The sequence below is a fragment of the Oleiphilus sp. HI0123 genome, assembly GCF_001635315.1.
In genome coordinates, this window is record NZ_LWGE01001069.1 from 1 (window position 1) to 20021 (window position 20021).

Genomic DNA, 20021 nt, shown 5'->3' on the forward strand with positions numbered 1-20021 from the left:
TTCCGCCAAAGGTGATTAATCAGGTTGCTAAGAACTTGTCATTAGCCCCAGGTGCCGGCATTGCAACTTTGTGTGAGTCGATAGTCAAAGTAGAAGATGTTTTTAATCCGAATGCAGTAAAAGTGGTGTTTGATCTCAATGGTATGGCAAATTATTTTAGTCGTGCCCCGATACCATGGTGTCGTGATCAGTTTTCAGATCCTAAGGCCTTAACGGCGATACCTGATGGCGCTAGCTATTACCGCCATATCGGTATCTATGCCTACCGAGTGGGTTTCTTGAATGCTTATGTGAATTGGCCGCCGAGTATGACTGAAAAGCTTGAAAGTTTAGAGCAATTGAGAGCCTTATCTAACGGTGTTAGCATTCATGTCGAACAAGCTTTGGAGAGCCCTCCTCCAGGGGTCGATACTGAAACAGATCTGCAATATCTTAGAAACCTTTTAGCGGTATGATGTTCTCTTTTTCTTAATTTTTTTAGTCGAGTTGGGAATTATGCATAAGATCCTGTTTGTTTGTTTAGGAAATATCTGTCGCTCACCCACTGCTCAAGGTGTTTTTCAGTCTCGTGTTGATCAGGCTGGTTTAAAGGAGCACTTTTTTGTGGATTCTGCCGGTACAGCGGGTTGGCATGAAGGGAAAGCTCCAGACCCTCGAACACAAAAGCATGCGTTAAGCCGTTCGTATGACTTAAGCCGAATTCAAGGACGTCAGGTGGTTTTCTCTGACTTCGAAGCCTTTGATCATATTATTGCAATGGATAAGGCCAATCTGGAAAACTTGCAAGCCATGTGTCCAGAAGAGTCTCAGCATAAATTAAAGCTGTTTTTAGACTTCAGTGATTGCCCTGAAAGTGAAGTGCCAGATCCTTACTTTGGTGGCACTGCCGGTTTTTCACATGTGCTTGATTTAGCTGAGTCGGCAAGTGAAGGTTTGCTGAATGCTCTGACAGAGGAAGCGCTCGCTTAATGGTTGCATTCCTTGATGAATAAGCGTTTGGGAGCAGATTTAAAGAGCCTGAATACCCTGGCTTTACCTTGTGTTGCTCGCGAAGAACTTTGCTTTGACAATGCTCAAGAGCTTGTGCTCTTTTTGCAGGGTGGAAGCTATGAACTATCAGAGTTGCTTATCCTGGGCGGCGGTTCCAATTTGGTTTTGCCCGAGAGACTAGACAAACTTGTAATACGTTTATTGTTTGACGCAATTCACTATCATGATGACGATACAGATCATGTGATTGTTGTTGTTGAAGCAGGTAGGATCTGGGACGACTTGGTGGCTGGTACTGTAAATCAAGGCTTGGTTGGGCTAGAAAACCTTTCCTATATTCCCGGAACCGTTGGTGCAGCACCCGTTCAGAATATCGGTGCGTACGGCGTGGAACTTTCAGACTCTCTTGTCTCGGTGAAAGCTTTCGACACTAAGACGCTTTCGCTTTGTGAGTTGAGCAATGAGCAGTGCCAGTTCTCATACAGAGACAGCATATTTAAACGCGAGCCTAATCGTTATTGCATCATTAGTATTACACTTCGGCTGACACGTAAACCTTGTTTTAAGCTTGACTATGGTGAGCTGAGGGGCTTTCAGGGGCTCGCGGAAAGCTTAATGGTATCTCAGGTGAGAGAGAAAATTATTGCTGTTCGTAAGGCGAAATTACCTGAACCGAGTGAGCTTCCAAATGCCGGTAGCTTTTTCAAAAACCCGATCGTTACGGCGAAACAAGAAGAGAGCATAAGGAAGAAGTTTCCAGGACTTGTGAGTTATCAGCTTGAGACTGGGGAATTTAAATTGGCGGCAGGCTGGTTGATCGACCAGGCCGGTTGGAAAGGGAAGCGGCAAGGGCCTGTAGGCGTACATGCCAAGCAAGCTCTTGTTCTTGTCAATCACGATGGCGGCAATCAGGCAGATATACTTACCTTGGCGCAAGATATTAGAGCTTCAATTGCTTCAATTTTTTCCGTTGCCTTGGAAGTGGAGCCAAAAATAGTCTCATCCTTGAGTTCATAAGGTTGTAGTTCCTATTTCTGTAGTCGCTGGTCAGTTTCTAGTAAGGTTTTAACTAATCCGGTTAAGCGATCGACCGTTTCTTGATTTACTAATTTCCCTTCTTCGTTGAATGCTTCGTAAGCAGCTCCAATAGCTAGTTGTTGAGGAATAACTAAACTCCCCAAATTTGTCATGACTTCTCTTAGTTGTCCTAGTCCTCTTAAGCCACCTAGGCTGCCTGGGCTGGCAGCAGTTAGTGCGACAGTAAATCTGTTAAATGGTGGTTGATAGACATTGGAGTCACTATTGTCAGGGCGTGATAACCAGTCCAGTGTATTCTTCAGTGCGGCGCTAAATGATCCGTTGTACTCTGGGCTCGCGATTAAAATGCTTGTTGGTGATGAAAATATGCGCCTTAAGTCGTTCAGTGAAGCGGGCGTTTCAGTGTTTTCAATATCTTCATTAAACAACGGCAAAGGGTAGTCTGCTAAGTTAATGTTGATAGCATCGTAGCCAAGCTCTAAAGCTATTTGTTGTGCTTGCTTAGCAACTTTTTGGTTGTAGCTGTTGCTGCGTAGACTTCCAGAAAATGTAATAAGAGTTCTGTCTGAGCTCATGGTATCGGCCTTTCAAGTAAGTGCGTATGAATTGAACTGTCTTTATTAAACCTGATGCAAAACTGCATGAAAATAGGTAGAGTGCATAGTTGGTGTGCATATACGCACAGAGTGGCGAATTTTGTGCGGGTGACGTTAAGCGCAGATATAGATTGTTTGGGGATATGTATGAAAAGCTGGAGTGATATTCAGATAGCCTATCAAGTAGCCAAGTTTGGCACGCTTAGCAAGGCCGCTGAGTCTTTAGGTGTTCATCACAGTACAGTTCTTAGGCACATTGACTCGATTGAAGAGCACTTGGCTTGTAAGTTATTTCATAGGCATTCTCGCGGCTATACGCCGACTGAAGCGGGCGAAATTCTGTTTCAAGATGCTGCAAAAGTCGAAGAACGTCTTGATCGAATGGTCAGTAAAATTAATGGGCTAGACCAGCAGCTAACAGGGCCTTTGGTTCTGACGAGCGTTTCGACCTTGAGTCCCTTGATCATGCCTGTTATCGAGGTATTCAGCAAAGCACACCCTGGTGTGGACATTTCGTTTCAGGCGGATTCGAGAATTTTTAAACTTGAATATGGTGAGGCGCATATTAGTATTCGGCCAGGCGCTCAGCCGCAAGACCCAGATTATGTGGTACAGAAGCTATTGTATACTGAATCGGCTCTTTATGCTAGCGAATCCTACTTGCGTAAGTACGGGAAACTCCAGAGCCTTGAGGATATTACGGGACATCGATTTCTTAATTTTTGCCAGAATATGAATAATATTCCGAGTATTAAGTGGTTAAATGAAATGGTCCCGAAGGAACAGATTAGCTTTAGTGCCAGCGACTACCATATATTAATGGATGCTGCGGAAAATGGTTTGGGTATCGTGGCGATGGATTGTCGAATTGCCGAACTTAAAACTGACCTGCAGCTACTTCTGCCAGCACCTAGTGCATGGCGTTCAACTATATGGTTAGTGACGCATCGTGATGTCCACTTTAGCCCGAAAGTTCAAGCCTTTACGGCACTTATCAAGCAGTGTTTAAAGTGAAAATCAAAAGTCGTCATTGACTCTAAAGCAGTTTCGCCCGTCATATTTTGCTTTATAGACGGCTTTATCTGCACGGGCTAGTAGTGATTGAAAGTCATTCTCGTCCTGATGTAGTTCAGCTACACCGATACTCGCTGTGACTAAGAGTCCAGCTGGCTTAAGTGCTTCTACATCTTTTCGGATTTGGTCCGAGCGCATCGTTGCTTGATCAAGGCTGCAGTTTTCCAGGAGTACCACAAACTCTTCGCCACCAAAACGCACGGCTACAAGATCTTCCTTTCGGTATTGGGTGCGTAGGAATTCACCAAAGGTACTTAAAACCTGGTCGCCAACCGGGTGGCCGTGCTGATCATTAATTTGTTTAAAGTGGTCAATATCAACCATCATTAAGCTTAATGGATGGCCATGACGTTTGGCGCTAGCGACTTTTTGTTCAGCTACGGCTAATAAATAATGCCGGTTATAAAGGCCTGTTAATTGGTCGGTGAGCGCAAGCTCTTCTAACCTTTGGCGCTGTTGCTTCAATGTGATGTGTGTGTTGATGCGCGAGATTGCAATCGCTTCTCTCACTGGTTTACGAATATAGTCGGCGGCGCCTAGCTTAAGGCCTTTTTCTTCATCGTGCGAGTCTTGAAGGCCTGTAACAAAAATAACGGGGATGCCAGCCGTCTCTTCATCTTCTTTTAAGTGCTTGCTGGTTTCAAAGCCATCCATATCAGGCATCATGATATCAAGTAGAATGAGCTCGGGTTGGGGCTCTGTACGAGCGACTTCCAGACATTTTGCTCCAGAAGTAGCGACTTTGACCTGATAAAGATCGCGGAACATGAGAGCGAGAATTTGGACGTTAGCGGGCGCGTCATCAACAATGAGGACGGTTGGCTTTCCTTGTTTCTCGCTCGATATTTGAGGGGCCATTTATTAGGTGCCAGTCTGGTTATGAGGTCTGAATCAGAGCCAATATCTCTTTAAGTGTCGTTGATGCTGCCGTATTGTCAAATAAATTGATTTCTTCAACGAGTTTTATGACCAAATTTTGGATTTCCTGCCTATCGGGGAAGGCTGTTTTAAGGAGGCTTAAACTGTCTGGGTCGATATAATCTGATTGTTCAAGCTTGTTTTGAAGCGTGTTTAGTTGGTTTATAAACTCGTCATTAGAGAGTGTTTCATCTGATTCGTCGCTGGTCGATGCAGTACTATGGTCGAGTGCTTCAGTAAATGATTGTTCGAGCAAGCTTAACTCTGTTGTGAACTCTACATGAAGTCCTTCAAGTTCGTGCTTATCTACTTGCTCAATAGGTCTTAGAGAAACCTGTTCAATGGCAGCGCAGAGACTTTGGAGCTTGTCGGCGCAAAGTTGCCCGCAGACACCTTTGAGAAGGTGTGAAATGGCTTTAAGCGCTTTTAGATCTAATTCGTTACAGGCCTTTAGAATATCTTCAGAGTGCTTCGGGCTGTCACTAAGGAAGCTATTCAGCAATGCAGAGAATAAATCATCGTTATTGTAGATTCTCTCTCTTAGACCGTCAGGGTTCCAGTGGGTAGGGGTATCTTGCTCGCTAGTTGAAGCAGTAGCGTTGGGTTTGGTGCTTGTATCATCTTGAGGCATAGGTGCGTCTTCATATTCAGGTTTGTTGTTACACACATAACTAATGAGTGTAGAAATTGGTGCGTCGTTATAAATTGGTTTGCTTAGATAGGCGTTCATACCGGCAGCCAAGCACTTTTCTTTATCTCCTTGCATTGCATTGGCTGTCATCGCAATGATCGGAATGTCGGTGTAGAACTGTCCAGCTTTGCCATCGCGAATAGCTCGAGTGGCTTCATAGCCGTCCATTTCGGGCATTTGACAATCCATAAGGATTAAAGTGTGTGGGGTATTGGCGGTGGTTTGTATCAAACTGCTAATTGCTTCCAGGCCATTGCCAGCGACATCCGCGTGTAGGCCAATGTTTTTTAACGTGCTGAGGGCTACCATTTGGTTAATATAATTATCCTCCAGGATCAATAAACGGGTACCTTCTGGCCATTTTATTTGTCTCGAATCCTTCGTAGAGTAGGTCTTAATGCTTTCAGAGGTGATCAGAGGTTGAGCTTGTTGTAGTGCTTGACCGTCATCCGCCAAAATACTTAACGCATCAAATAGGTCAGAGGTAGTCGCAGGTTTTGGGAAATAAGCATCGAAGCCAATATCGGCCATTTCCTGTGCACCTCCCTGATAGGTCATTGAGGTCATCATAACAAGTTTCATCGACTGAAAACGTTCGTCGTGACTAAGTTTTCGCCCCAGCTCTGCTCCGTCCATTTCTGGCATTTGCATGTCTAACAGGGCGATATCGAAAGGCCTCTTGCTTTCGTCATTATATCGTTGCTGGCATAGTTCTAGTGCTTCGGAGCCAGAGCTCGCTTCAATGGCTTTAGCTCCCCATAGGTCAAGCTGACCTCGGAGTACCTCTAGGTTAGTCGTGTTATCATCAACGATCAGAATCTCTAGTTGGCTTATATCTATTGTCGGTTTGACTAACTCAGCTTGATCGCTAGTCTTCAGCAACATTGAGCTCGAAAAATTGCTGCCTTCTCCTGGAATGCTCTTAACGGAAATGGTGCCGCCCATCAGTAAGCATAGGTTCTTGGCAATGCTCAGTCCTAAACCTGTGCCGCCGAACTGTCTGGTAGTTGATGCGTCAGCCTGATTAAAGGCTTCAAACAGCGAGTCGGCTTTTTCAGGCGGGATTCCTATACCTGTATCAGTCACATCGATGTCTAGTTGAAGCAGATTTGCGTTTAGCTCCGTAAGCCGAGCAGAAATAACGACTTCACCTTGGCTGGTGAATTTGATTGCATTGTTGACAAGATTGGTAACGACTTGGCGGATCCTGCCGGGGTCTCCTACTGCTTTTGACAGGGTTAACCCTCTTAAGTCGACGATCAGTTCTAGCTCTTGTAGTTGAGCTTGCTGGGCAAGAGACTCTGCAAGATCGCCAATTTACTTTTTCGGGTTAAATAGAAGGTGCTCCAAGTCTAGTTTGCCTGCTTCTATTTTAGAAAAGTCTAAAATGTCGTTGATTAGTGTAAGTAGCGACTGTGCGCTATTTTGCGCTATTTCAGCCCGGTGCCTTTGTTGAGTATCAAGCTTGGAGTTAAGCAGAAGTCCCAGCATGCCCAGAACGCCATTCATCGGTGTCCTGATCTCGTGGCTCATGCTTGCGAGGAATTCGCTTTTCGTAATTGCAGCTTGTTCAGCATTTTCTTTTGCAGTAATGAGTTCGCTTTCGGCTGATTTTTTCCCAGTAATGTTCGAGCTAATGGCAACATAACTTTGTGGTTTGCCGTTCATATCTTTAATGGCAATGACAGTGCTGCTAATCCAGTAATTCTGACCATGTTTATCTTTGTTGTAGACTTCGCCTCGCCATACGCTGCCTTTAGCAGCTGTTTTATAAAGTTGGCCGAAGAAGGCTTTGTCATGATAGCCAGAGTTAAGAATTCGATGATTTTGGCCTAGCAGCTCTTCACGCTCGTATCCGCTTACTTCGACGAATTTGTCATTCACATAAGTGATGTCTCCTCTTATATTTGTGATAGAGACAATGGAAGCCTGGTCCAAGGCATATTTCTGCTCATTTAGTTCATTTATTGAGGCGTCAATATTCTGTAGGGCTTTATGAAAGCTTCTGGCAAAAATACCTACTTCGTTATTCTCGTTCACGGGTAGGTAGTCAATTTCGCCTGTTTGCTCATAGCGTTCGAGTGTTTCAGTCAATCTCGAGAGAGGGCGGGTAATTCTGCGAGAGATTAAAATGGCAGCCGTTAAGGCAACTAAAGCTAGCGATAAACCTATAAGCAGGCTTTTGTTGCGAGTTCCTTCCAGAGCTAATGCAAGCTGTTGATGTGAGGATGATAGTAGAATATGGAGTTGTGGGCTGCCATAAGTCGCACCACCTTTTAATACTTTGTAATACGCAGAGTATTTAGTATTGGTACTGTCTTTTAACTGCGTAAACGTCAGCTTGTTGGTGCCTGACTGAAAGTGCTGAGTGAGCTCGGGGAAATCTCTAAGTAAGTTTTTATCATGTGATGATGAACTATTATCTGAAGAGCTTTCCTGATAAAGATATTCACCTTCAGCGTCACTGATATAGAACTGTCTATTGCTATTGTAGCGAGGCAAACCAGAGATAATAGCCATTGGCTTAAGCGTTGCGATTAATACATAGCTGGCTGTATCGTCCAGAACCTTGAATAACGCGTTTGAAACGCTTGAAAAGACCTTTTCTGTTTCCAGCTCAACTAGATCTGGACTTAGGTAGATATCAGAAAAGTAAATCTCCCCCGATTTTAACTTGCCACTTTGCTTCAGTGTAGCTAGGTCTCTTGTTAGAAAGGTGTCTGAGCTTTCCTCTCCGCTCTTGCTGTCAGCCTTGTGGCTTGTATAAAGAACTTCCCAGCCAATTACACTGTCCGGTCTTTTGGCGACTAGCTTGATATTTACTACGCCTGGATTTAAAAGCAAGTAGTGTTCGAGAGTGCGATTGACTGGCTCAGACTCAGTGATGCCTCCTTGCACATAGGCTTGAATGGCATAGTGCTTGCCCAGGGAAACTAAGTCTTGGGCACTTCTTTGAAATATGGATTGATAGCTCGACTCAAGCATCTCAGCTTCGTGCTCAAGCTCCTGTAGGTTCTTTTTCTTTATTTGGGCGATATGATCCAGATACACAGAAATACTGATGATGGTGCCGACAATGAGTGTTAAAGAGAATGTAACTGAGGGGATTAGTAGACTTATAGGGCGCTTCGCACGTTCAGTTTTTGAAGTTCTGATATGTTGATGTGTAAGAGGGGGTGTTTCGCGGGGGCCGCTATCTGTTGATGAGGTGGCGGTGTTGAAAATTAGGCTGCGAGTTATGCCTGCTAGCATAGAAAGGTAAGCAACAATTTTCAGTATATGAGCGATATTGAAATGGTTATCGAAAAGTTGCGTAGAGCCGAATGCCACATGCAGTTGGGTTAGGCACTCTGGAATGCAGCTTAATAAAAACGCCAGGCTGACGGGGTCGCGTTCTTTCTGAAACCAGGTCCAGAACAATGTGGCGGCTAATAAGTATGTCGCTAGTGGAAGGATGTCATAGGGGCGGCTTATCAATTCGCCAGGGAAAGTGGTTTGCGGTAGGTTTTCGCTCACCGAGGCTAGATAAACACTTACGAAGGCCGAACCAACAAAAAAACTATCGCTAAAGGAAGTAGCTTTAGATGCTTGTACAGGGGGGGTTATTGCTGTGATACAAAGCCCATAAGCTTAGTGCCGCCCCGACGGTCATGATTGAAGCATTGAAAAGGCGGGAAAGCGCCCAGGTAAAAGGAATAAAATCAGTGTTCTGGGCTTGAGCATCGATCACTCTTGCTGATGCCAAGGTATGAAAAATGTCGATCGATGCTGCCGAGAGCAATGCAAGCCCCATGATAGGGAGTGTAATATTACGATGATAGTAGTAATGAACAAACGCAAAGATAGCGCCGATACAGGCAATAGAAATTGCGCTCCATTCGAGAATGGTATGTAGGATAGCTCCCTGCAGCGCTTCCAGCATCGAGCTTTGTGTTGTCACTATATCGACTTTTGTCGGCGCAGCGCCAAAGTCAATTCCTAGCATATTAGGTAAAAAAGGTAGAGTGCAGAGAAAAAATAGCCCAATAGTCAGTTTTTTGGGAGACGTCATTCAAACTTCCGAAATATGGTGACGTGGTGCGATGGCATTAAAGAAGTATAGTAGAAATGTCTTCAAGTTCACGTCAGTATGCAAATAATAGGAAAGTCGCTATGCTTTGGTTACACTGAACAAATGGATAGTCTTGGTATGCTTTTGTTTTTTGGGTGCAACTAGCCAAATTGGGTTTAGATGAATTATGAGCGAACAAGCAAAAGCGCTGATTACCGAAATATTTGATGCAGCTTGTGTTAAGCAGTTTGAAAGCTTGGGCTGTCAAATAGAAGTAACGGATAGAAGTTCATATTCCCGAGAAGTGATGGCTTCGTATATTACGGCAGGCTCTGAAGACCTGACAATTTCTTTGCTATTAAAAACACCGCGTTTACTATTAGCGTAAACTATGCCGATAGTTGATGTAGATAGAATTGGTGACCCAAGTTTTCAAGAAGATTGGAATTGTGAATTGGCCAACCGTTTTCTAGGTAGAATAAAAAATAGCTTGGTGCAGCATAATTGTCGGTTGGCTATCGGTTTGCCCGAGGTGATGAGTAAGTCAGATATGAAACACTTTCACTGCGATGGTGAAGAGATTGTTCGTCACTTTTCCATTAGCAGTGAAATAACCGATAGCGTGATGGACTGCCACCTATACGTAGACTTCCACAACGATGCTCTTTATTTAACTGAAGGCCGTCGACCAGTTGAGGACCAAGGTAACGAGGGCGACTTGGTAATCCTGTAGCGCCTAGCTATTGGGCCAAAACGAACGTTATAAATCGTCCCACCACTCTTTAAGCTCTGCCTCTAAACGCTTTTTCTCCTGATGATCTTCAATTGCTCTTCTTGCTTGGGAGCGGCGCTTTGCACGATCTTTTTTCTTTGATTCGCTTTGCTTTTGATGAAGTTCGTGAGCGATATCCATAAAGTCTACATGGATGGCTTCCAGAGAATTTTCTTGCTCAAAAGTGCTCGGGTTCTGAGATTCATGTGCTTGCATAGTGTGTCTCCTAACTGGCATCGATAAAGTTTCGAAATGTTTACTGTTTTGCATCTCACCTTATTTGGAGCTCAGGCTAGCTTTTGGGTGTGACAGTTTTGTGAAGCAAAAATGACGATTTAGACAAAAATATGGGCTTGTGAAGTAGGTCGCTTGGATGATAGTTTTGCCCGCATTTGAGCTTCTTTGTCAGTACGCTGATGGCAAGAGCTGCTCGTCAAGATCGATGATTTAGGAGAATATAACGTGCCCGTCGCCAGCCTAGCCGTCCTGTTTGCGCTGTACTTTTCTCAAGGCCTTCCTTCGGGAGTGCTAGCTCATGCTTTTCCGGCCATTATGCGAGACCAGGGCGTGTCGCTGGAATATATCGGACTGATCAAACTCCTTGCCTTGCCATGGGCTTTAAAGTTTATTTGGGCTCCCTATGTTGATCGTATCGGTTGGGCTCGTATAGGCGTGCATCGAACCTGGATAGTAGCGATGCAGTTATTGCTTGTCGGATTGCTCTTATTAGCTTCTATGTCTAACTATGAAAGCTTGTTTGGCCCCTTGATTGTTATTTTTCTCATCGGAATTCTACTGGTGAATACCTCGGCCGCGACTCAGGATATTGCAACCGACGGTTTGGCTGTGAAAGTTCTAGCAGAGCGTTTCAGGGGAATCGGAAACAGTGTCCAGGTAACAGGTTTTAAGTTGGGAATGATTTTAAGTGGTAGCGGCTTGTTACTAGGGATAGACCACTTTGGTTGGAGTCTGAGTATGCAGCTTATGGCCTTGTTGTTAGTTCTACTAATGTTGCCAATCTTCACTGGAGCTATCCCTGTTTACCCAAAGGTGACCAATAACTTTGATGCAGGTGTTGCTGATAAAGGCATGGCTAGGGCATTGCCTCTAACTGTCTATAAGGGCTTTTTTAAGCGTTCAAATATGCTTGCTTGGGTATTGGTGCTAATCACCTATAAACTGGCAGACTCCTTAGGCTCGGTAATGATCAAGCCCTTGCTGATCGATAGTGGCTTCTCGCTAGGGGACTTGGCAACGATCACTTTATGGTCTTCTATTGCGGGTTTGCTGGGGGCTGCTTTAGGCGGGTATTTATACCTTCGTCTGGGGGCAAAGAATATGATGCTTATTGCTGGCTTGGCCCAGGCTGTGGGAATTGCTCTCTATACGCTAGTGGACCTGCACTGGGTTGGGATTCTTGGGGTCTATGGTCTAAGTATATTCGAGCAAGCAGTCGACGGCATGTCTACAGTAGCCCTTTTCTCGCTGATGATGGCGCAATGTCGTTCCGGACATGAAGGTGCAGACTTTACCGTTCAGGCCAGTATTCAAGTCTTGGTCTCTGGTTTGGCGGCGGCTCTGGGAGGTCTCTTGGCTGGCATGTTGGGGTATTTTTCTACCTTTGTTGTTGCGGGCGCTGTTGGCTTAGTCAGCTTAGTGTTTGTGTTACATTATTTTCGACAAAAATGATTGATGAAGTTCACACAATAATCGTATAAAATGGCGCTTTTTTGAACGATCAAATTCTGTTCACTCTATATGGCTCATTACAAGAGTTGAAGAATGACTAGGGAATGACCGTTTTGAGGCTTATTTTTTCCTGAATGATAGAGGCGATGAATGTTTACTCGTGATATGACTATAGCTGGCTTTGATGATGAAATAGCAAATGCAATTACTGCTGAAGCAACGCGTCAAGAAGAACACATTGAACTGATTGCATCAGAAAACTACACCAGCCCTCGCGTGATGGAGGCTCAAGGTTCTGCATTAACGAATAAGTATGCTGAAGGCTATCCGGGTAAGCGTTACTACGGTGGTTGTGAGCATGTTGACGTGGTTGAGCAGCTAGCGATTGATCGTGCTAAAGAGTTGTTTGGTGCTGACTACGCAAACGTTCAACCTCATTCAGGTTCGCAAGCCAATGCTGCTGTTTATATGGCGCTTTGCTCTCCCGGCGATACGGTATTGGGAATGAGCTTGGCTCACGGCGGTCACTTGACGCATGGTGCGTCAGTAAGCTTTTCCGGTCGTATCTATAACGCCGTGCAGTACGGTTTGAATGAGCAAACGGGTGAAATCGACTACGATCAGGTTGAAGCGCTTGCTCGTGAACATAAGCCAAAGATGATTGTTGCAGGTTTTTCTGCCTACTCTCGTATTGTTGATTGGCAGCGTTTTCGTGATATTGCTGATGAAGTCGGTGCATTCTTATTCGTAGACATGGCGCATATTGCCGGTTTGGTTGCGGCGGGTGTTTATCCTAGCCCAGTTGGCATCGCTGATGTAGTAACGTCTACTACTCACAAAACCTTGGGTGGTCCCCGTGGCGGTATCATTCTGGCGAAGGCAAATGAAGCGCTAGAGAAGAAATTAAACTTTGCTGTATTCCCTGAAAGCCAGGGCGGCCCTTTGATGCATGTAATAGCTGCTAAAGCGGTGTGCTTTAAAGAAGCTATGTCAGATGAGTACAAGTCTTACCAGTCTCAAGTTGTTGAGAATGCCAAGGCGATGGTTGCAGTTTTCCAGGAGCGTGGCTTTGATGTGGTATCAAATGGCACTGACGATCACTTGTTCCTGCTAGATTTGATCAGCAAAGATATCACGGGTAAAGATGCTGACGCTGCACTAGGCAAAGCGAATATTACAGTGAATAAAAATGCAGTACCTAACGACCCACGCTCACCTTTTGTGACCAGTGGCTTGCGTATCGGTACGCCAGCGGTAACCCGTCGTGGCTTTAAGGCTGCCGAGTGTCAGCAACTAGCGGGCTGGATGTGTGACGTAATTGACGCTTTGGTTAAAGATGCTGAAGATACGAATGCTATTGAAAGTGTTAAGAAGGACGTTATCGACCTTTGTGCTCGCTTCCCAGTATACGCATAAATAGTTAACCCGGTGCGGTGATGAGGCGTTTCCTCATTTCTGCACCTTTGGCCTGCCAGCTGTTAGTGGTTTAGTTGGCTTGCTGCTCTGAATTGGCCTTTCTTCTGAATCAAAAGGTTTTTTGATGCATTGTCCTTTCTGTAGTGCGACGGATACAAAAGTTATCGACTCTCGACTGGTTGCCGATGGCGGCCAGGTTCGCCGTCGCCGTGAATGCCTGTCTTGTAAAGAACGCTTTACTACCTTTGAAACTGCTGAGCTGGTGATGCCGAGAGTGGTTAAGCAGGATGGCACTCGTCAACCTTTTGATGAGGACAAGCTCAACAGAGGCTTCACCAAGGCTTTGGAAAAGCGCCCCGTCAGTATTGAGGCGATTGAAAGCGCGATCAATAACATTAAGGCCCGATTGAGAGCAACAGGCGAGAGAGAGCTAAAAGCGATTGCTATTGGTGAAGAAGTGATGAAAGAGCTGCGTCGCCTGGATGAGGTGGCTTATGTTCGTTTTGCCTCTGTCTATCGTAGTTTCCAGGATATCAATGAATTTAAGGAAGAAGTTGATCGGCTAGCTCGTTCTGAGAATACCAAAAATGACGCTTAGTGCTTTCTCAATAGATGACGCTCACTATATGGCTGAAGCTTTGCGCTTGGCCAATAAAGGGGTGTATACAACCCAGCCAAACCCACGGGTAGGTTGTGTCTTGGTGAGGGGCGGTCAAATTGTGGGGCGTGGTTGGCATAAGAAGGCCGGAACAGGGCATGCAGAGGTAAACGCCCTCGCTGAAGCGGGAGGACTCGCGCAAGGTTCGACAGCTTACGTTACTTTGGAACCCTGCAGCCACTTTGGTCGAACACCTCCCTGTGCTAAAGCCTTAATTGATGCTCAAGTATCTGAGGTGGTTGCTGCGATGCTGGATCCGAATCCTGAGGTGTCAGGTCGAGGCTTTAAACTTCTGGAGGATGCGGGAATAAAAGTACGCTATGGCTTGATGGAAGCTGAGGCGCGGGCACTTAATCAAGGCTTTATTAAGCGAATGGAAACTGGTTTGCCTTATCTTCGGATTAAAATGGCGACCAGTGTTGATGGTCGTACCGCCATGGAGTCCGGGGAAAGTCAGTGGATAACTGGCCCGGCTGCACGTTCTGACGTACAGCGTTTGCGTGCCCGAAGCTCTGCTATTATTAGTGGCATTGGTACCATTCTTCATGATGATGCAGCCCTAACGGTTAGAGCTAGTGAACTGGGTCTTGATCCTGAATGGTCCCGAGAAATTGAAAAAATTCAGCCTTTGCGTGTCATTCTTGATCGTCAGGCTCGCTTGCCTAAGACTGCTCGACTATTAGAACAGGAAACGCCTATATTGTGGTGTGTTTCAGAGGCCAGTGAGCTAAGCCAGGAAGCGCAGGAGGTGTCTCAGCTTGGTTTTGTTGATGTGCTTCGCTTGTCTTCTGCATCAAGTTCAAATGATGCGCATAGTGAGCTGCAAGAAGTGATGTCCAAATTAGCTGAGCTTCAGTGCAATGAGGTGTTACTAGAGGCTGGAGCCTTGTTAGCGGGAAGCATTATTGAACAGGGTTTGTGGGACGAACTCTTGGTTTACATGGCGCCAAAATTATTAGGAAGTAAAGCTCGACCGCTTGCTGAACTTGGTTTAGATAAAATGTCTGAGAGTATTGATCTGGACTTAAAAGACTTGAGGCTGGTTGGTCAGGACATTCGAATGATTTATATGCCGGCTGAAGTGTCAGGCTCTCGCTAGCGTAAAGGATTGGATAAGCGATGTTTACAGGAATTATTGAAGCGCTTGGTGTGATCGAGCGATCAGAATCAAAAGGGCGAGACCTTGTTTTAACTATTTCGACAGGCAATTTGGATCTGTCGGACGTAAAGCTAGGCGATAGTATTGCGGTAAATGGCGTATGCTTAACGGTAGTAACTTTGAACTCAAAAGGGTTTACTGCAGACGTATCGGCAGAGTCCTTGGTGCATACTAATCTCAAAGAGTTTCAAGCGGGTACGAAGGTTAATTTAGAGAAAGCGCTGACTTTATCGACACGTTTAGGTGGCCATTTGGTAAGTGGTCATGTTGATGGTGTGGGTCAAGTGCTTGCCAGAAAGCAGGATGGACGCTCGATTCGTTTTGATATTCGTAGTCCAGAAGAAATTCGCCGCTATATTGCAAACAAAGGCTCGGTAACGGTTGATGGGGTTAGCCTCACGGTAACCGGGCTGTTAGCAGAAGGCTTTTCGCTGAATATTGTGCCACACACGGCAGGCGAAACGACTATCGACGCTTATCAGGTTGGCCAATCAGTTCATATAGAGGTTGATTTGATGGCTCGTTATGCTGAGCGCCTATTACAGGTAGGCTCTTCTGATGTCACTGAACAGAAAACGGAAGGCAACTTGGATAAGGCCTTTCTGGCACAAAATGGTTTTTTAAGATAAACCTTTTACACTGTATTAAATAATAGGCAGCGTTTCACCTTCGATATCGCTGCCTTTTAAGATGAATAACACTGGGGAGGCTCAATGGAGCTCAACACCGTAGAAGAATTAGTTGAAGATATCCGTCAAGGCAAAATGGTTATATTGATGGATGATGAAGATCGTGAGAACGAGGGCGATCTAGTGATTGCGGCTGAACAGGTTCGTCCGGAAGATATTAACTTTATGGCGACACATGCGAGAGGCTTGATCTGTATGACGATGTCGGCAGAGCGGGCAGACTTCTTCGGCTTACCGCCGATGGCTCACGCAAACAATGCTCAGTTTTCAACTAACTTTACTGTGTCTATTGAAGCGGCTTCGGGTGTGACAACAGGTATTTCAGCGGCTGATCGTGCGCACACTATTCGTACAGCTGTAGGACGTAACACTAAGCCAAGTGAAATTGTTCAGCCTGGCCATGTGTTTCCAATTGTGGCGCAGCCTGGTGGTGTATTAAGCCGAGCAGGGCATACTGAAGCAGGTTGCGATCTGGCTCGTATGGCAGGTTTTGAGGCGGCTTCAGTTATAGTCGAAATTATGAATGAAGACGGTACTATGGCTCGTCGTCCTGATCTTGAAGTCTTCGCAAAAGAGCATGATTTGAAGATTGGCACAATCGCCGACATGATTCACTATCGGGCGTTGAATGAGCAGACCGTTGTTAAGCAAGAAGAGAATCAGGTTGAGACCGAGCATGGCACATTTGATCTGATTACTTATAAAGATACCTTGCAAGGTCATGTTCACATGGCGTTTGTAAGAGGTGATTTATCAAAGGTGGATGCGCCGGTTATTCGGGTTCAGTCTCCTGATATCCTGCGTGATAGTTTAGGTGTTAAAGTGCCAGGATCGCAGAGTTGGTCTATGCAGCATTCGTTAGAGCGAATCAATGAAGAAGGCGCTGGCGCCTTAGTAGTTTTAGGTGGCCCGGCTGTTGACTTGGAAGAACGCTTGGCAGGATTTTTTGTGAACAAGCCAGCACCTTCGCAGACAGGAACGGGGGCGTATTTGACAGTGGGCACAGGCTCTCAGATCTTGCGTGATTTAGGCGTGACAAAAATGCGCCTATTGAATCCACCTGTTAAGTTTTCAGCTATTTCAGGTTTCGATTTGGAAGTGGTTGAATTTATTCCATATACAGCTTCTTGATGAAGTGGCTATTGAAATAAAACGAAACGAATTTTAAGAACGGTAACATACTAAAGAGAAAGGTCTTATGCGAAATATTAAAACCTATGAAGGTGATTTTAGAGATACGACGGGTGCAAAGTTTGCGATTATCGTGACACGATGGAACTCCTTTGTGGTAGAAAGCTTGCTAGAAGGTGCGGTGGATTCTTTGGTACGTCACGGTATTGATGAGAGTGATATCGAGATATTCCGCATTCCTGGCGCATTTGAAATGCCTTTAGCCGTGAAACGTGTTGCTGAAACTAAAAAGTATGACGCAGTGGTTGCTTTAGGAGCGGTGATCAGAGGCGGTACGCCTCACTTCGAGTATGTTGCTGGAGAGTGTGTGAAAGGTTTGGGTGCCGTATCATTGGATACAGGTATTCCTGTTGCCTTTGGCGTTCTGACGGTGGACACCATTGAGCAGGCGATTGAACGTGCCGGCACCAAAGCGGGTAACAAAGGTGAAGAAGCTGCGATGTCAGTTCTAGAGATGGTTCAACTATTTAAACAGTCAGGTATTTAAGTGAGCGAATCTAACCCTGCCGCAGGCGGTCAGCCTGTAAAGAAAACTGGAACGGCACAGCGTAAGAAGGCTCGAAAGTTGGTTCTTCAGGCGCTATATCAGTGGCAAATTTCCGGCTCCAGTATTGCTCAGGTAGAAGCAGAGTTTCGTACCGATCATGACTTTGATCGTATCGACTCGGCTTACTTTCGTGAAGTCTTTAGCGGTATACCTAAAGAAGTGACAGAATTGGATCAGGCAATTGAGCCTTTTCTGGATCGCGCAATTGTGGATGTTGACCCGGTAGAGATGAATGTTCTGCGTATGGGTGTCTTTGAATTTAAGCACCGCATTGATGTGCCTTACCGTGTGGTTATTAATGAGGCTGTTGAACTGGCTAAGTCATTCGGTGGTACTGATGGCCACAAGTATGTGAATAGTATTCTTGATAAGCTCGCCTTGCGTTTGCGCGCGGCTGAAACACGTCATAAACCCTCTTAGTGTTATAGCAACTTAGTTGATCCGATGCCATCTGCTCCTTCTGAATTCCAAATAATTAAACGGTATTTTGAAGGAGTGGGGCCTATCGATAAGCAGCTCGTTAACCAGGGTATAGGTGACGATTGTGCTGTCATTAACCCTCCTGCGAATAAGTCTCTGTGCTTCTCACTTGATACTATGGTTGAGGGGCGGCACTTTCCCAAGTCGGCACCGCCGCAACAATTGGCTATCCGAGCAATGTCTGCGTCATTGAGTGATTTGGCTGCAATGGGGGCGTCACCAGCATTCTTTACCTTGTCTTTGACGCTTCCTGATTCTGACCCGGATTGGCTTGAAGGCTTTTCAAGGGGGCTCAAGTATATGGCGGAGCGTTATCAATTGAGCCTCTTGGGCGGAGATACAACGCGAGGGCCATTAACTATTGGTATTCAGGTGCATGGTTTTACAGCTCAAGACAAAGCGCTACGTCGTAGTGGTGCTACAGAAGGCGAGGTGTTGGTTGTGACAGGGTGCTTGGGTGATGCGGGTGCTGCGCTAGACCTGCTGGATAAGAGTGCGCTTAGTGGCGTTGAGGAATACCTCCTGGGTCGATACTATGCTCCCACGCCAAGATTTGCAGAGGGCTTATTGATCACCCCCTACGCGAGTGCTTGTATTGATATCTCGGATGGTTTGCTAGCTGATGCAGGGCATATTGCTGAGTCTTCTTCATGTGGCCTAAGGATTGACCTGGACGCCTTGCCCTTGTCGAAAGAATTGCGTGAATTTTCTAAAGATAGAGCTGCGCTACTGGCACTGACTGCAGGAGATGACTACGAGTTACTTTTTACGATCCCTGAGGAAGGTTGGCAGGTATTGGAGTCGAAGGCTGAGGCGAGTGCTTTCACTAGAATAGGGCGGGTTGAGCCCAAGAGTTTTGGTGTTAAGGTCTTTTCTGGTGAGCAGGAAGTCGAAATAGAGAGAAAGGGGTTTCAGCATTTTGAGTAAGTTACCGCAAGGTTTTTTAAAGAATCCGGCACACTTTGCTGCTTTTGGTTTTGGTAGTGGTTGTGCACCGAAGGCACCCGGGACAGCAGGAACATTAATGGCGATTGTTCCTTATTTATGGCTGCAGCATTTAGCCTTAGAGTGGTACTTGGTGGTTATTGTGCTGAGCTTTGTTGTTGGCTGTTGGCTGTGTGCTAAAGCTTCCAAAGCCTTGGGTGTTCATGATCATGGCGGAATTGTTTGGGACGAGTTTGTTGGCTATTGGATAGCAATGATAGGCGCGCCGAAAGGCTGGTTGCCTATTGTACTAGGCTTCATTCTGTTTCGGGTTTTTGACATCTGGAAACCGCAGCCGATTAAATATCTGGATCAGCATATCCATGGTGGTAGCGGTATCATGATTGATGATGTGATTGCTGGCCTTTTTGCTCTAGTGATTCTGCAAGTTCTCTATTTTAGCTTACCGGGCTTGTTCTGAACTTCGATTTCTAGCGCATTATTTCTTAATGCGCTAGTTCACTTTGCAGAATGCTTTAATGGGCTGTTTCTTTGGTATAGGGAGCTGGCAGTTTGTTGATGATTTTTAAAAAGCTTTGCAGGCTATCCCGGGCTCTTTCTTTATTTGCATAAGGCCCGCTATCGAAGCCTTCACGAGTAGAAAAGTACCACTTATTACCAACACTGAAAAAGCGACTGCTGCGAAAAGGTATTTCCCCTTGTTCGCCTGTGCGGTGTGAAAGATCGGCTTGTTCATTCATTGGTGTATCCTCCAATTAATACTTGTCGTTGTTGTTATTTTACTTAACTGTATAACAAATTCCCGAAAAATCAATTTGTTGCCAAGAGGTGTGCTTGGAGGCACAATGCTGTCAGTTATTTTTCCACTTAGAGGCGTTTATGTATCGATTTTTTCAAGGCTTAAGAAGGCCAAAGTTTTTAGGTTTAGTGTTAAGTTTAGTTTTATTGAGTGCTTGTTCTGCTTCAAATAAGGTGGTGCAAACCTACGAAGGAAATATATTGCCTCAGGATCAGTTAGCGGTAGTGCTTGCTCCAGAAAATATAAGTCTGATTTCTGTTAATGGGCGAGAGGTTCCTACTTATCTGTTAAGTAATATTGAAACAAAATATGGCCTGA

The 20021-nt window shown here is 45.4% G+C and carries 24 protein-coding genes; 17 read left to right on the top strand and 7 right to left on the bottom strand.

What is annotated here, in order from left to right:
* The 3 genes from A3761_RS10035 to murB all read left to right on the top strand — a co-directional run.
* The coding region (locus A3761_RS10035) for a cytidylyltransferase domain-containing protein (RefSeq protein WP_369808215.1) at positions 1–455 on the top strand (455 nt) is incomplete at its 5' end.
* A gap of 40 nt (positions 456–495) precedes the next feature.
* Positions 496–969: a low molecular weight protein-tyrosine-phosphatase gene (locus tag A3761_RS10040; RefSeq protein ID WP_068516175.1), complete on the top strand. Its 474-nt coding sequence runs from the start codon at positions 496–498 to the stop codon at positions 967–969.
* 15 nt (positions 970–984) lie between these two features.
* A complete protein-coding gene (murB, locus tag A3761_RS10045; protein ID WP_068516298.1) occupies positions 985–2007 on the top strand; it encodes a UDP-N-acetylmuramate dehydrogenase in 1023 nt (340 codons plus the stop codon).
* Positions 2008–2018: 11 nt separating this feature from the next.
* Here murB and A3761_RS10050 read toward each other — a convergent pair whose 3' ends face one another.
* A complete protein-coding gene (locus A3761_RS10050) occupies positions 2019–2603 on the bottom strand; it encodes an NADPH-dependent FMN reductase (protein WP_068508909.1) in 585 nt (194 codons plus the stop codon).
* Between the two features lie 168 nt (positions 2604–2771).
* On the opposite strand from A3761_RS10050, the gene A3761_RS10055 reads away from it, so the two are divergent.
* A complete protein-coding gene (locus tag A3761_RS10055; protein ID WP_068516301.1) occupies positions 2772–3638 on the top strand; it encodes a LysR family transcriptional regulator in 867 nt (288 codons plus the stop codon).
* A gap of 3 nt (positions 3639–3641) precedes the next feature.
* Here A3761_RS10055 and A3761_RS10060 read toward each other — a convergent pair whose 3' ends face one another.
* The 4 genes from A3761_RS10060 to A3761_RS10075 form a co-directional block, all read right to left on the bottom strand.
* On the bottom strand, positions 3642–4556 hold the full coding sequence (locus tag A3761_RS10060; RefSeq protein WP_068553426.1) for a diguanylate cyclase: 915 nt from the start codon (positions 4554–4556) through the stop codon (positions 3642–3644).
* A 19-nt stretch (positions 4557–4575) separates the two neighbouring features.
* Positions 4576–6624 carry a response regulator gene (locus A3761_RS10065; protein WP_369808217.1) on the bottom strand — a complete coding sequence of 683 codons (2049 nt, stop codon included), beginning with the start codon at positions 6622–6624 and terminating at the stop codon, positions 4576–4578.
* Positions 6625–8823, bottom strand: coding sequence for a histidine kinase dimerization/phospho-acceptor domain-containing protein (locus A3761_RS10070; protein ID WP_068511356.1), 2199 nt, complete (start codon positions 8821–8823; stop codon positions 6625–6627).
* 64 nt (positions 8824–8887) lie between these two features.
* Positions 8888–9358: an MASE3 domain-containing protein gene (locus tag A3761_RS10075; protein WP_068511358.1), complete on the bottom strand. Its 471-nt coding sequence runs from the start codon at positions 9356–9358 to the stop codon at positions 8888–8890.
* A gap of 187 nt (positions 9359–9545) precedes the next feature.
* Here A3761_RS10075 and A3761_RS10080 point away from each other — a divergent pair, with 187 nt between their 5' ends.
* Together A3761_RS10080 and A3761_RS10085 are read left to right on the top strand one after the other, a co-directional pair.
* Complete coding sequence (locus tag A3761_RS10080; RefSeq protein ID WP_068511361.1) at positions 9546–9746, top strand: hypothetical protein; 201 nt, start codon at positions 9546–9548, stop codon at positions 9744–9746.
* Positions 9747–9749: 3 nt separating this feature from the next.
* Positions 9750–10091: a hypothetical protein gene (locus A3761_RS10085; RefSeq protein WP_068511364.1), complete on the top strand. Its 342-nt coding sequence runs from the start codon at positions 9750–9752 to the stop codon at positions 10089–10091.
* Between the two features lie 27 nt (positions 10092–10118).
* Here A3761_RS10085 and A3761_RS10090 read toward each other — a convergent pair whose 3' ends face one another.
* Positions 10119–10346 carry a PA3496 family putative envelope integrity protein gene (locus A3761_RS10090; protein WP_068511365.1) on the bottom strand — a complete coding sequence of 76 codons (228 nt, stop codon included), beginning with the start codon at positions 10344–10346 and terminating at the stop codon, positions 10119–10121.
* A 246-nt stretch (positions 10347–10592) separates the two neighbouring features.
* Between A3761_RS10090 and A3761_RS10095 the strand changes: the two genes are divergently transcribed.
* The 10 genes from A3761_RS10095 (at position 10593) to A3761_RS10140 (ending at position 19364) form a co-directional block, all read left to right on the top strand.
* Positions 10593–11819, top strand: coding sequence for an MFS transporter (locus tag A3761_RS10095; protein WP_068511367.1), 1227 nt, complete (start codon positions 10593–10595; stop codon positions 11817–11819).
* A gap of 150 nt (positions 11820–11969) precedes the next feature.
* The gene (gene glyA / locus A3761_RS10100) at positions 11970–13235 is read left to right on the top strand and encodes a serine hydroxymethyltransferase (RefSeq protein WP_068567846.1); all 1266 of its coding nucleotides are present in this window, start codon (positions 11970–11972) and stop codon (positions 13233–13235) included.
* Positions 13236–13359: 124 nt separating this feature from the next.
* Positions 13360–13833, top strand: a complete 474-nt coding sequence (gene nrdR / locus A3761_RS10105) for a transcriptional regulator NrdR (RefSeq protein WP_068509328.1) — start codon at positions 13360–13362, stop codon at positions 13831–13833.
* Positions 13823–14992: a bifunctional diaminohydroxyphosphoribosylaminopyrimidine deaminase/5-amino-6-(5-phosphoribosylamino)uracil reductase RibD gene (ribD, locus tag A3761_RS10110; protein ID WP_068511370.1), complete on the top strand. Its 1170-nt coding sequence runs from the start codon at positions 13823–13825 to the stop codon at positions 14990–14992. The genes nrdR and ribD overlap by 11 nt, the downstream gene beginning before the upstream one ends.
* Before the next feature lie 20 nt (positions 14993–15012).
* Complete coding sequence (locus A3761_RS10115) at positions 15013–15681, top strand: riboflavin synthase (protein ID WP_068511372.1); 669 nt, start codon at positions 15013–15015, stop codon at positions 15679–15681.
* A gap of 84 nt (positions 15682–15765) precedes the next feature.
* Positions 15766–16872 (top strand): bifunctional 3,4-dihydroxy-2-butanone-4-phosphate synthase/GTP cyclohydrolase II, encoded by a 1107-nt coding sequence (gene ribBA / locus A3761_RS10120; RefSeq protein ID WP_068511373.1) that lies wholly within the window; start codon positions 15766–15768, stop codon positions 16870–16872.
* 67 nt (positions 16873–16939) lie between these two features.
* Complete coding sequence (gene ribE / locus A3761_RS10125; protein WP_068511375.1) at positions 16940–17419, top strand: 6,7-dimethyl-8-ribityllumazine synthase; 480 nt, start codon at positions 16940–16942, stop codon at positions 17417–17419.
* Positions 17420–17899, top strand: coding sequence for a transcription antitermination factor NusB (gene nusB, locus A3761_RS10130; RefSeq protein ID WP_068511377.1), 480 nt, complete (start codon positions 17420–17422; stop codon positions 17897–17899).
* Between the two features lie 24 nt (positions 17900–17923).
* Positions 17924–18886 (top strand): thiamine-phosphate kinase, encoded by a 963-nt coding sequence (thiL, locus tag A3761_RS10135; protein ID WP_068511379.1) that lies wholly within the window; start codon positions 17924–17926, stop codon positions 18884–18886.
* Positions 18879–19364 carry a phosphatidylglycerophosphatase A gene (locus tag A3761_RS10140; protein WP_068511380.1) on the top strand — a complete coding sequence of 162 codons (486 nt, stop codon included), beginning with the start codon at positions 18879–18881 and terminating at the stop codon, positions 19362–19364. Before thiL ends, A3761_RS10140 begins: the two co-directional genes overlap by 8 nt.
* Positions 19365–19419: 55 nt before the next feature.
* Here A3761_RS10140 and A3761_RS10145 read toward each other — a convergent pair whose 3' ends face one another.
* The gene (locus A3761_RS10145) at positions 19420–19644 is read right to left on the bottom strand and encodes a DUF6316 family protein (RefSeq protein WP_068511382.1); all 225 of its coding nucleotides are present in this window, start codon (positions 19642–19644) and stop codon (positions 19420–19422) included.
* A gap of 139 nt (positions 19645–19783) precedes the next feature.
* On the opposite strand from A3761_RS10145, the gene A3761_RS10150 reads away from it, so the two are divergent.
* Positions 19784–20021, top strand: a 238-nt coding sequence (locus A3761_RS10150; protein ID WP_369808216.1) for a hypothetical protein, incomplete at its 3' end; no start/stop codon positions are given.

Excerpts from the sequence above, each read along its gene's own strand:
- A3761_RS10040 (WP_068516175.1), top strand. The coding sequence starts at position 496 with ATGCATAAGATCCTGTTTGTTTGTTTAGGAAATATCTGTCGCTCACCC.
- murB (WP_068516298.1), top strand. The coding sequence starts at position 985 with ATGAATAAGCGTTTGGGAGCAGATTTAAAGAGCCTGAATACCCTGGCT.
- A3761_RS10050 (WP_068508909.1), bottom strand. The coding sequence starts at position 2,603 with ATGAGCTCAGACAGAACTCTTATTACATTTTCTGGAAGTCTACGCAGC.
- A3761_RS10055 (WP_068516301.1), top strand. The coding sequence starts at position 2,772 with ATGAAAAGCTGGAGTGATATTCAGATAGCCTATCAAGTAGCCAAGTTT.
- A3761_RS10060 (WP_068553426.1), bottom strand. The coding sequence starts at position 4,556 with ATGGCCCCTCAAATATCGAGCGAGAAACAAGGAAAGCCAACCGTCCTC.
- A3761_RS10075 (WP_068511358.1), bottom strand. The coding sequence starts at position 9,358 with ATGACGTCTCCCAAAAAACTGACTATTGGGCTATTTTTTCTCTGCACT.
- A3761_RS10080 (WP_068511361.1), top strand. The coding sequence starts at position 9,546 with ATGAGCGAACAAGCAAAAGCGCTGATTACCGAAATATTTGATGCAGCT.
- A3761_RS10085 (WP_068511364.1), top strand. The coding sequence starts at position 9,750 with ATGCCGATAGTTGATGTAGATAGAATTGGTGACCCAAGTTTTCAAGAA.
- A3761_RS10090 (WP_068511365.1), bottom strand. The coding sequence starts at position 10,346 with ATGCAAGCACATGAATCTCAGAACCCGAGCACTTTTGAGCAAGAAAAT.
- glyA (WP_068567846.1), top strand. The coding sequence starts at position 11,970 with ATGTTTACTCGTGATATGACTATAGCTGGCTTTGATGATGAAATAGCA.
- nrdR (WP_068509328.1), top strand. The coding sequence starts at position 13,360 with ATGCATTGTCCTTTCTGTAGTGCGACGGATACAAAAGTTATCGACTCT.
- ribD (WP_068511370.1), top strand. The coding sequence starts at position 13,823 with ATGACGCTTAGTGCTTTCTCAATAGATGACGCTCACTATATGGCTGAA.
- A3761_RS10115 (WP_068511372.1), top strand. The coding sequence starts at position 15,013 with ATGTTTACAGGAATTATTGAAGCGCTTGGTGTGATCGAGCGATCAGAA.
- ribBA (WP_068511373.1), top strand. The coding sequence starts at position 15,766 with ATGGAGCTCAACACCGTAGAAGAATTAGTTGAAGATATCCGTCAAGGC.
- ribE (WP_068511375.1), top strand. The coding sequence starts at position 16,940 with ATGCGAAATATTAAAACCTATGAAGGTGATTTTAGAGATACGACGGGT.
- thiL (WP_068511379.1), top strand. The coding sequence starts at position 17,924 with ATGCCATCTGCTCCTTCTGAATTCCAAATAATTAAACGGTATTTTGAA.
- A3761_RS10145 (WP_068511382.1), bottom strand. The coding sequence starts at position 19,644 with ATGAATGAACAAGCCGATCTTTCACACCGCACAGGCGAACAAGGGGAA.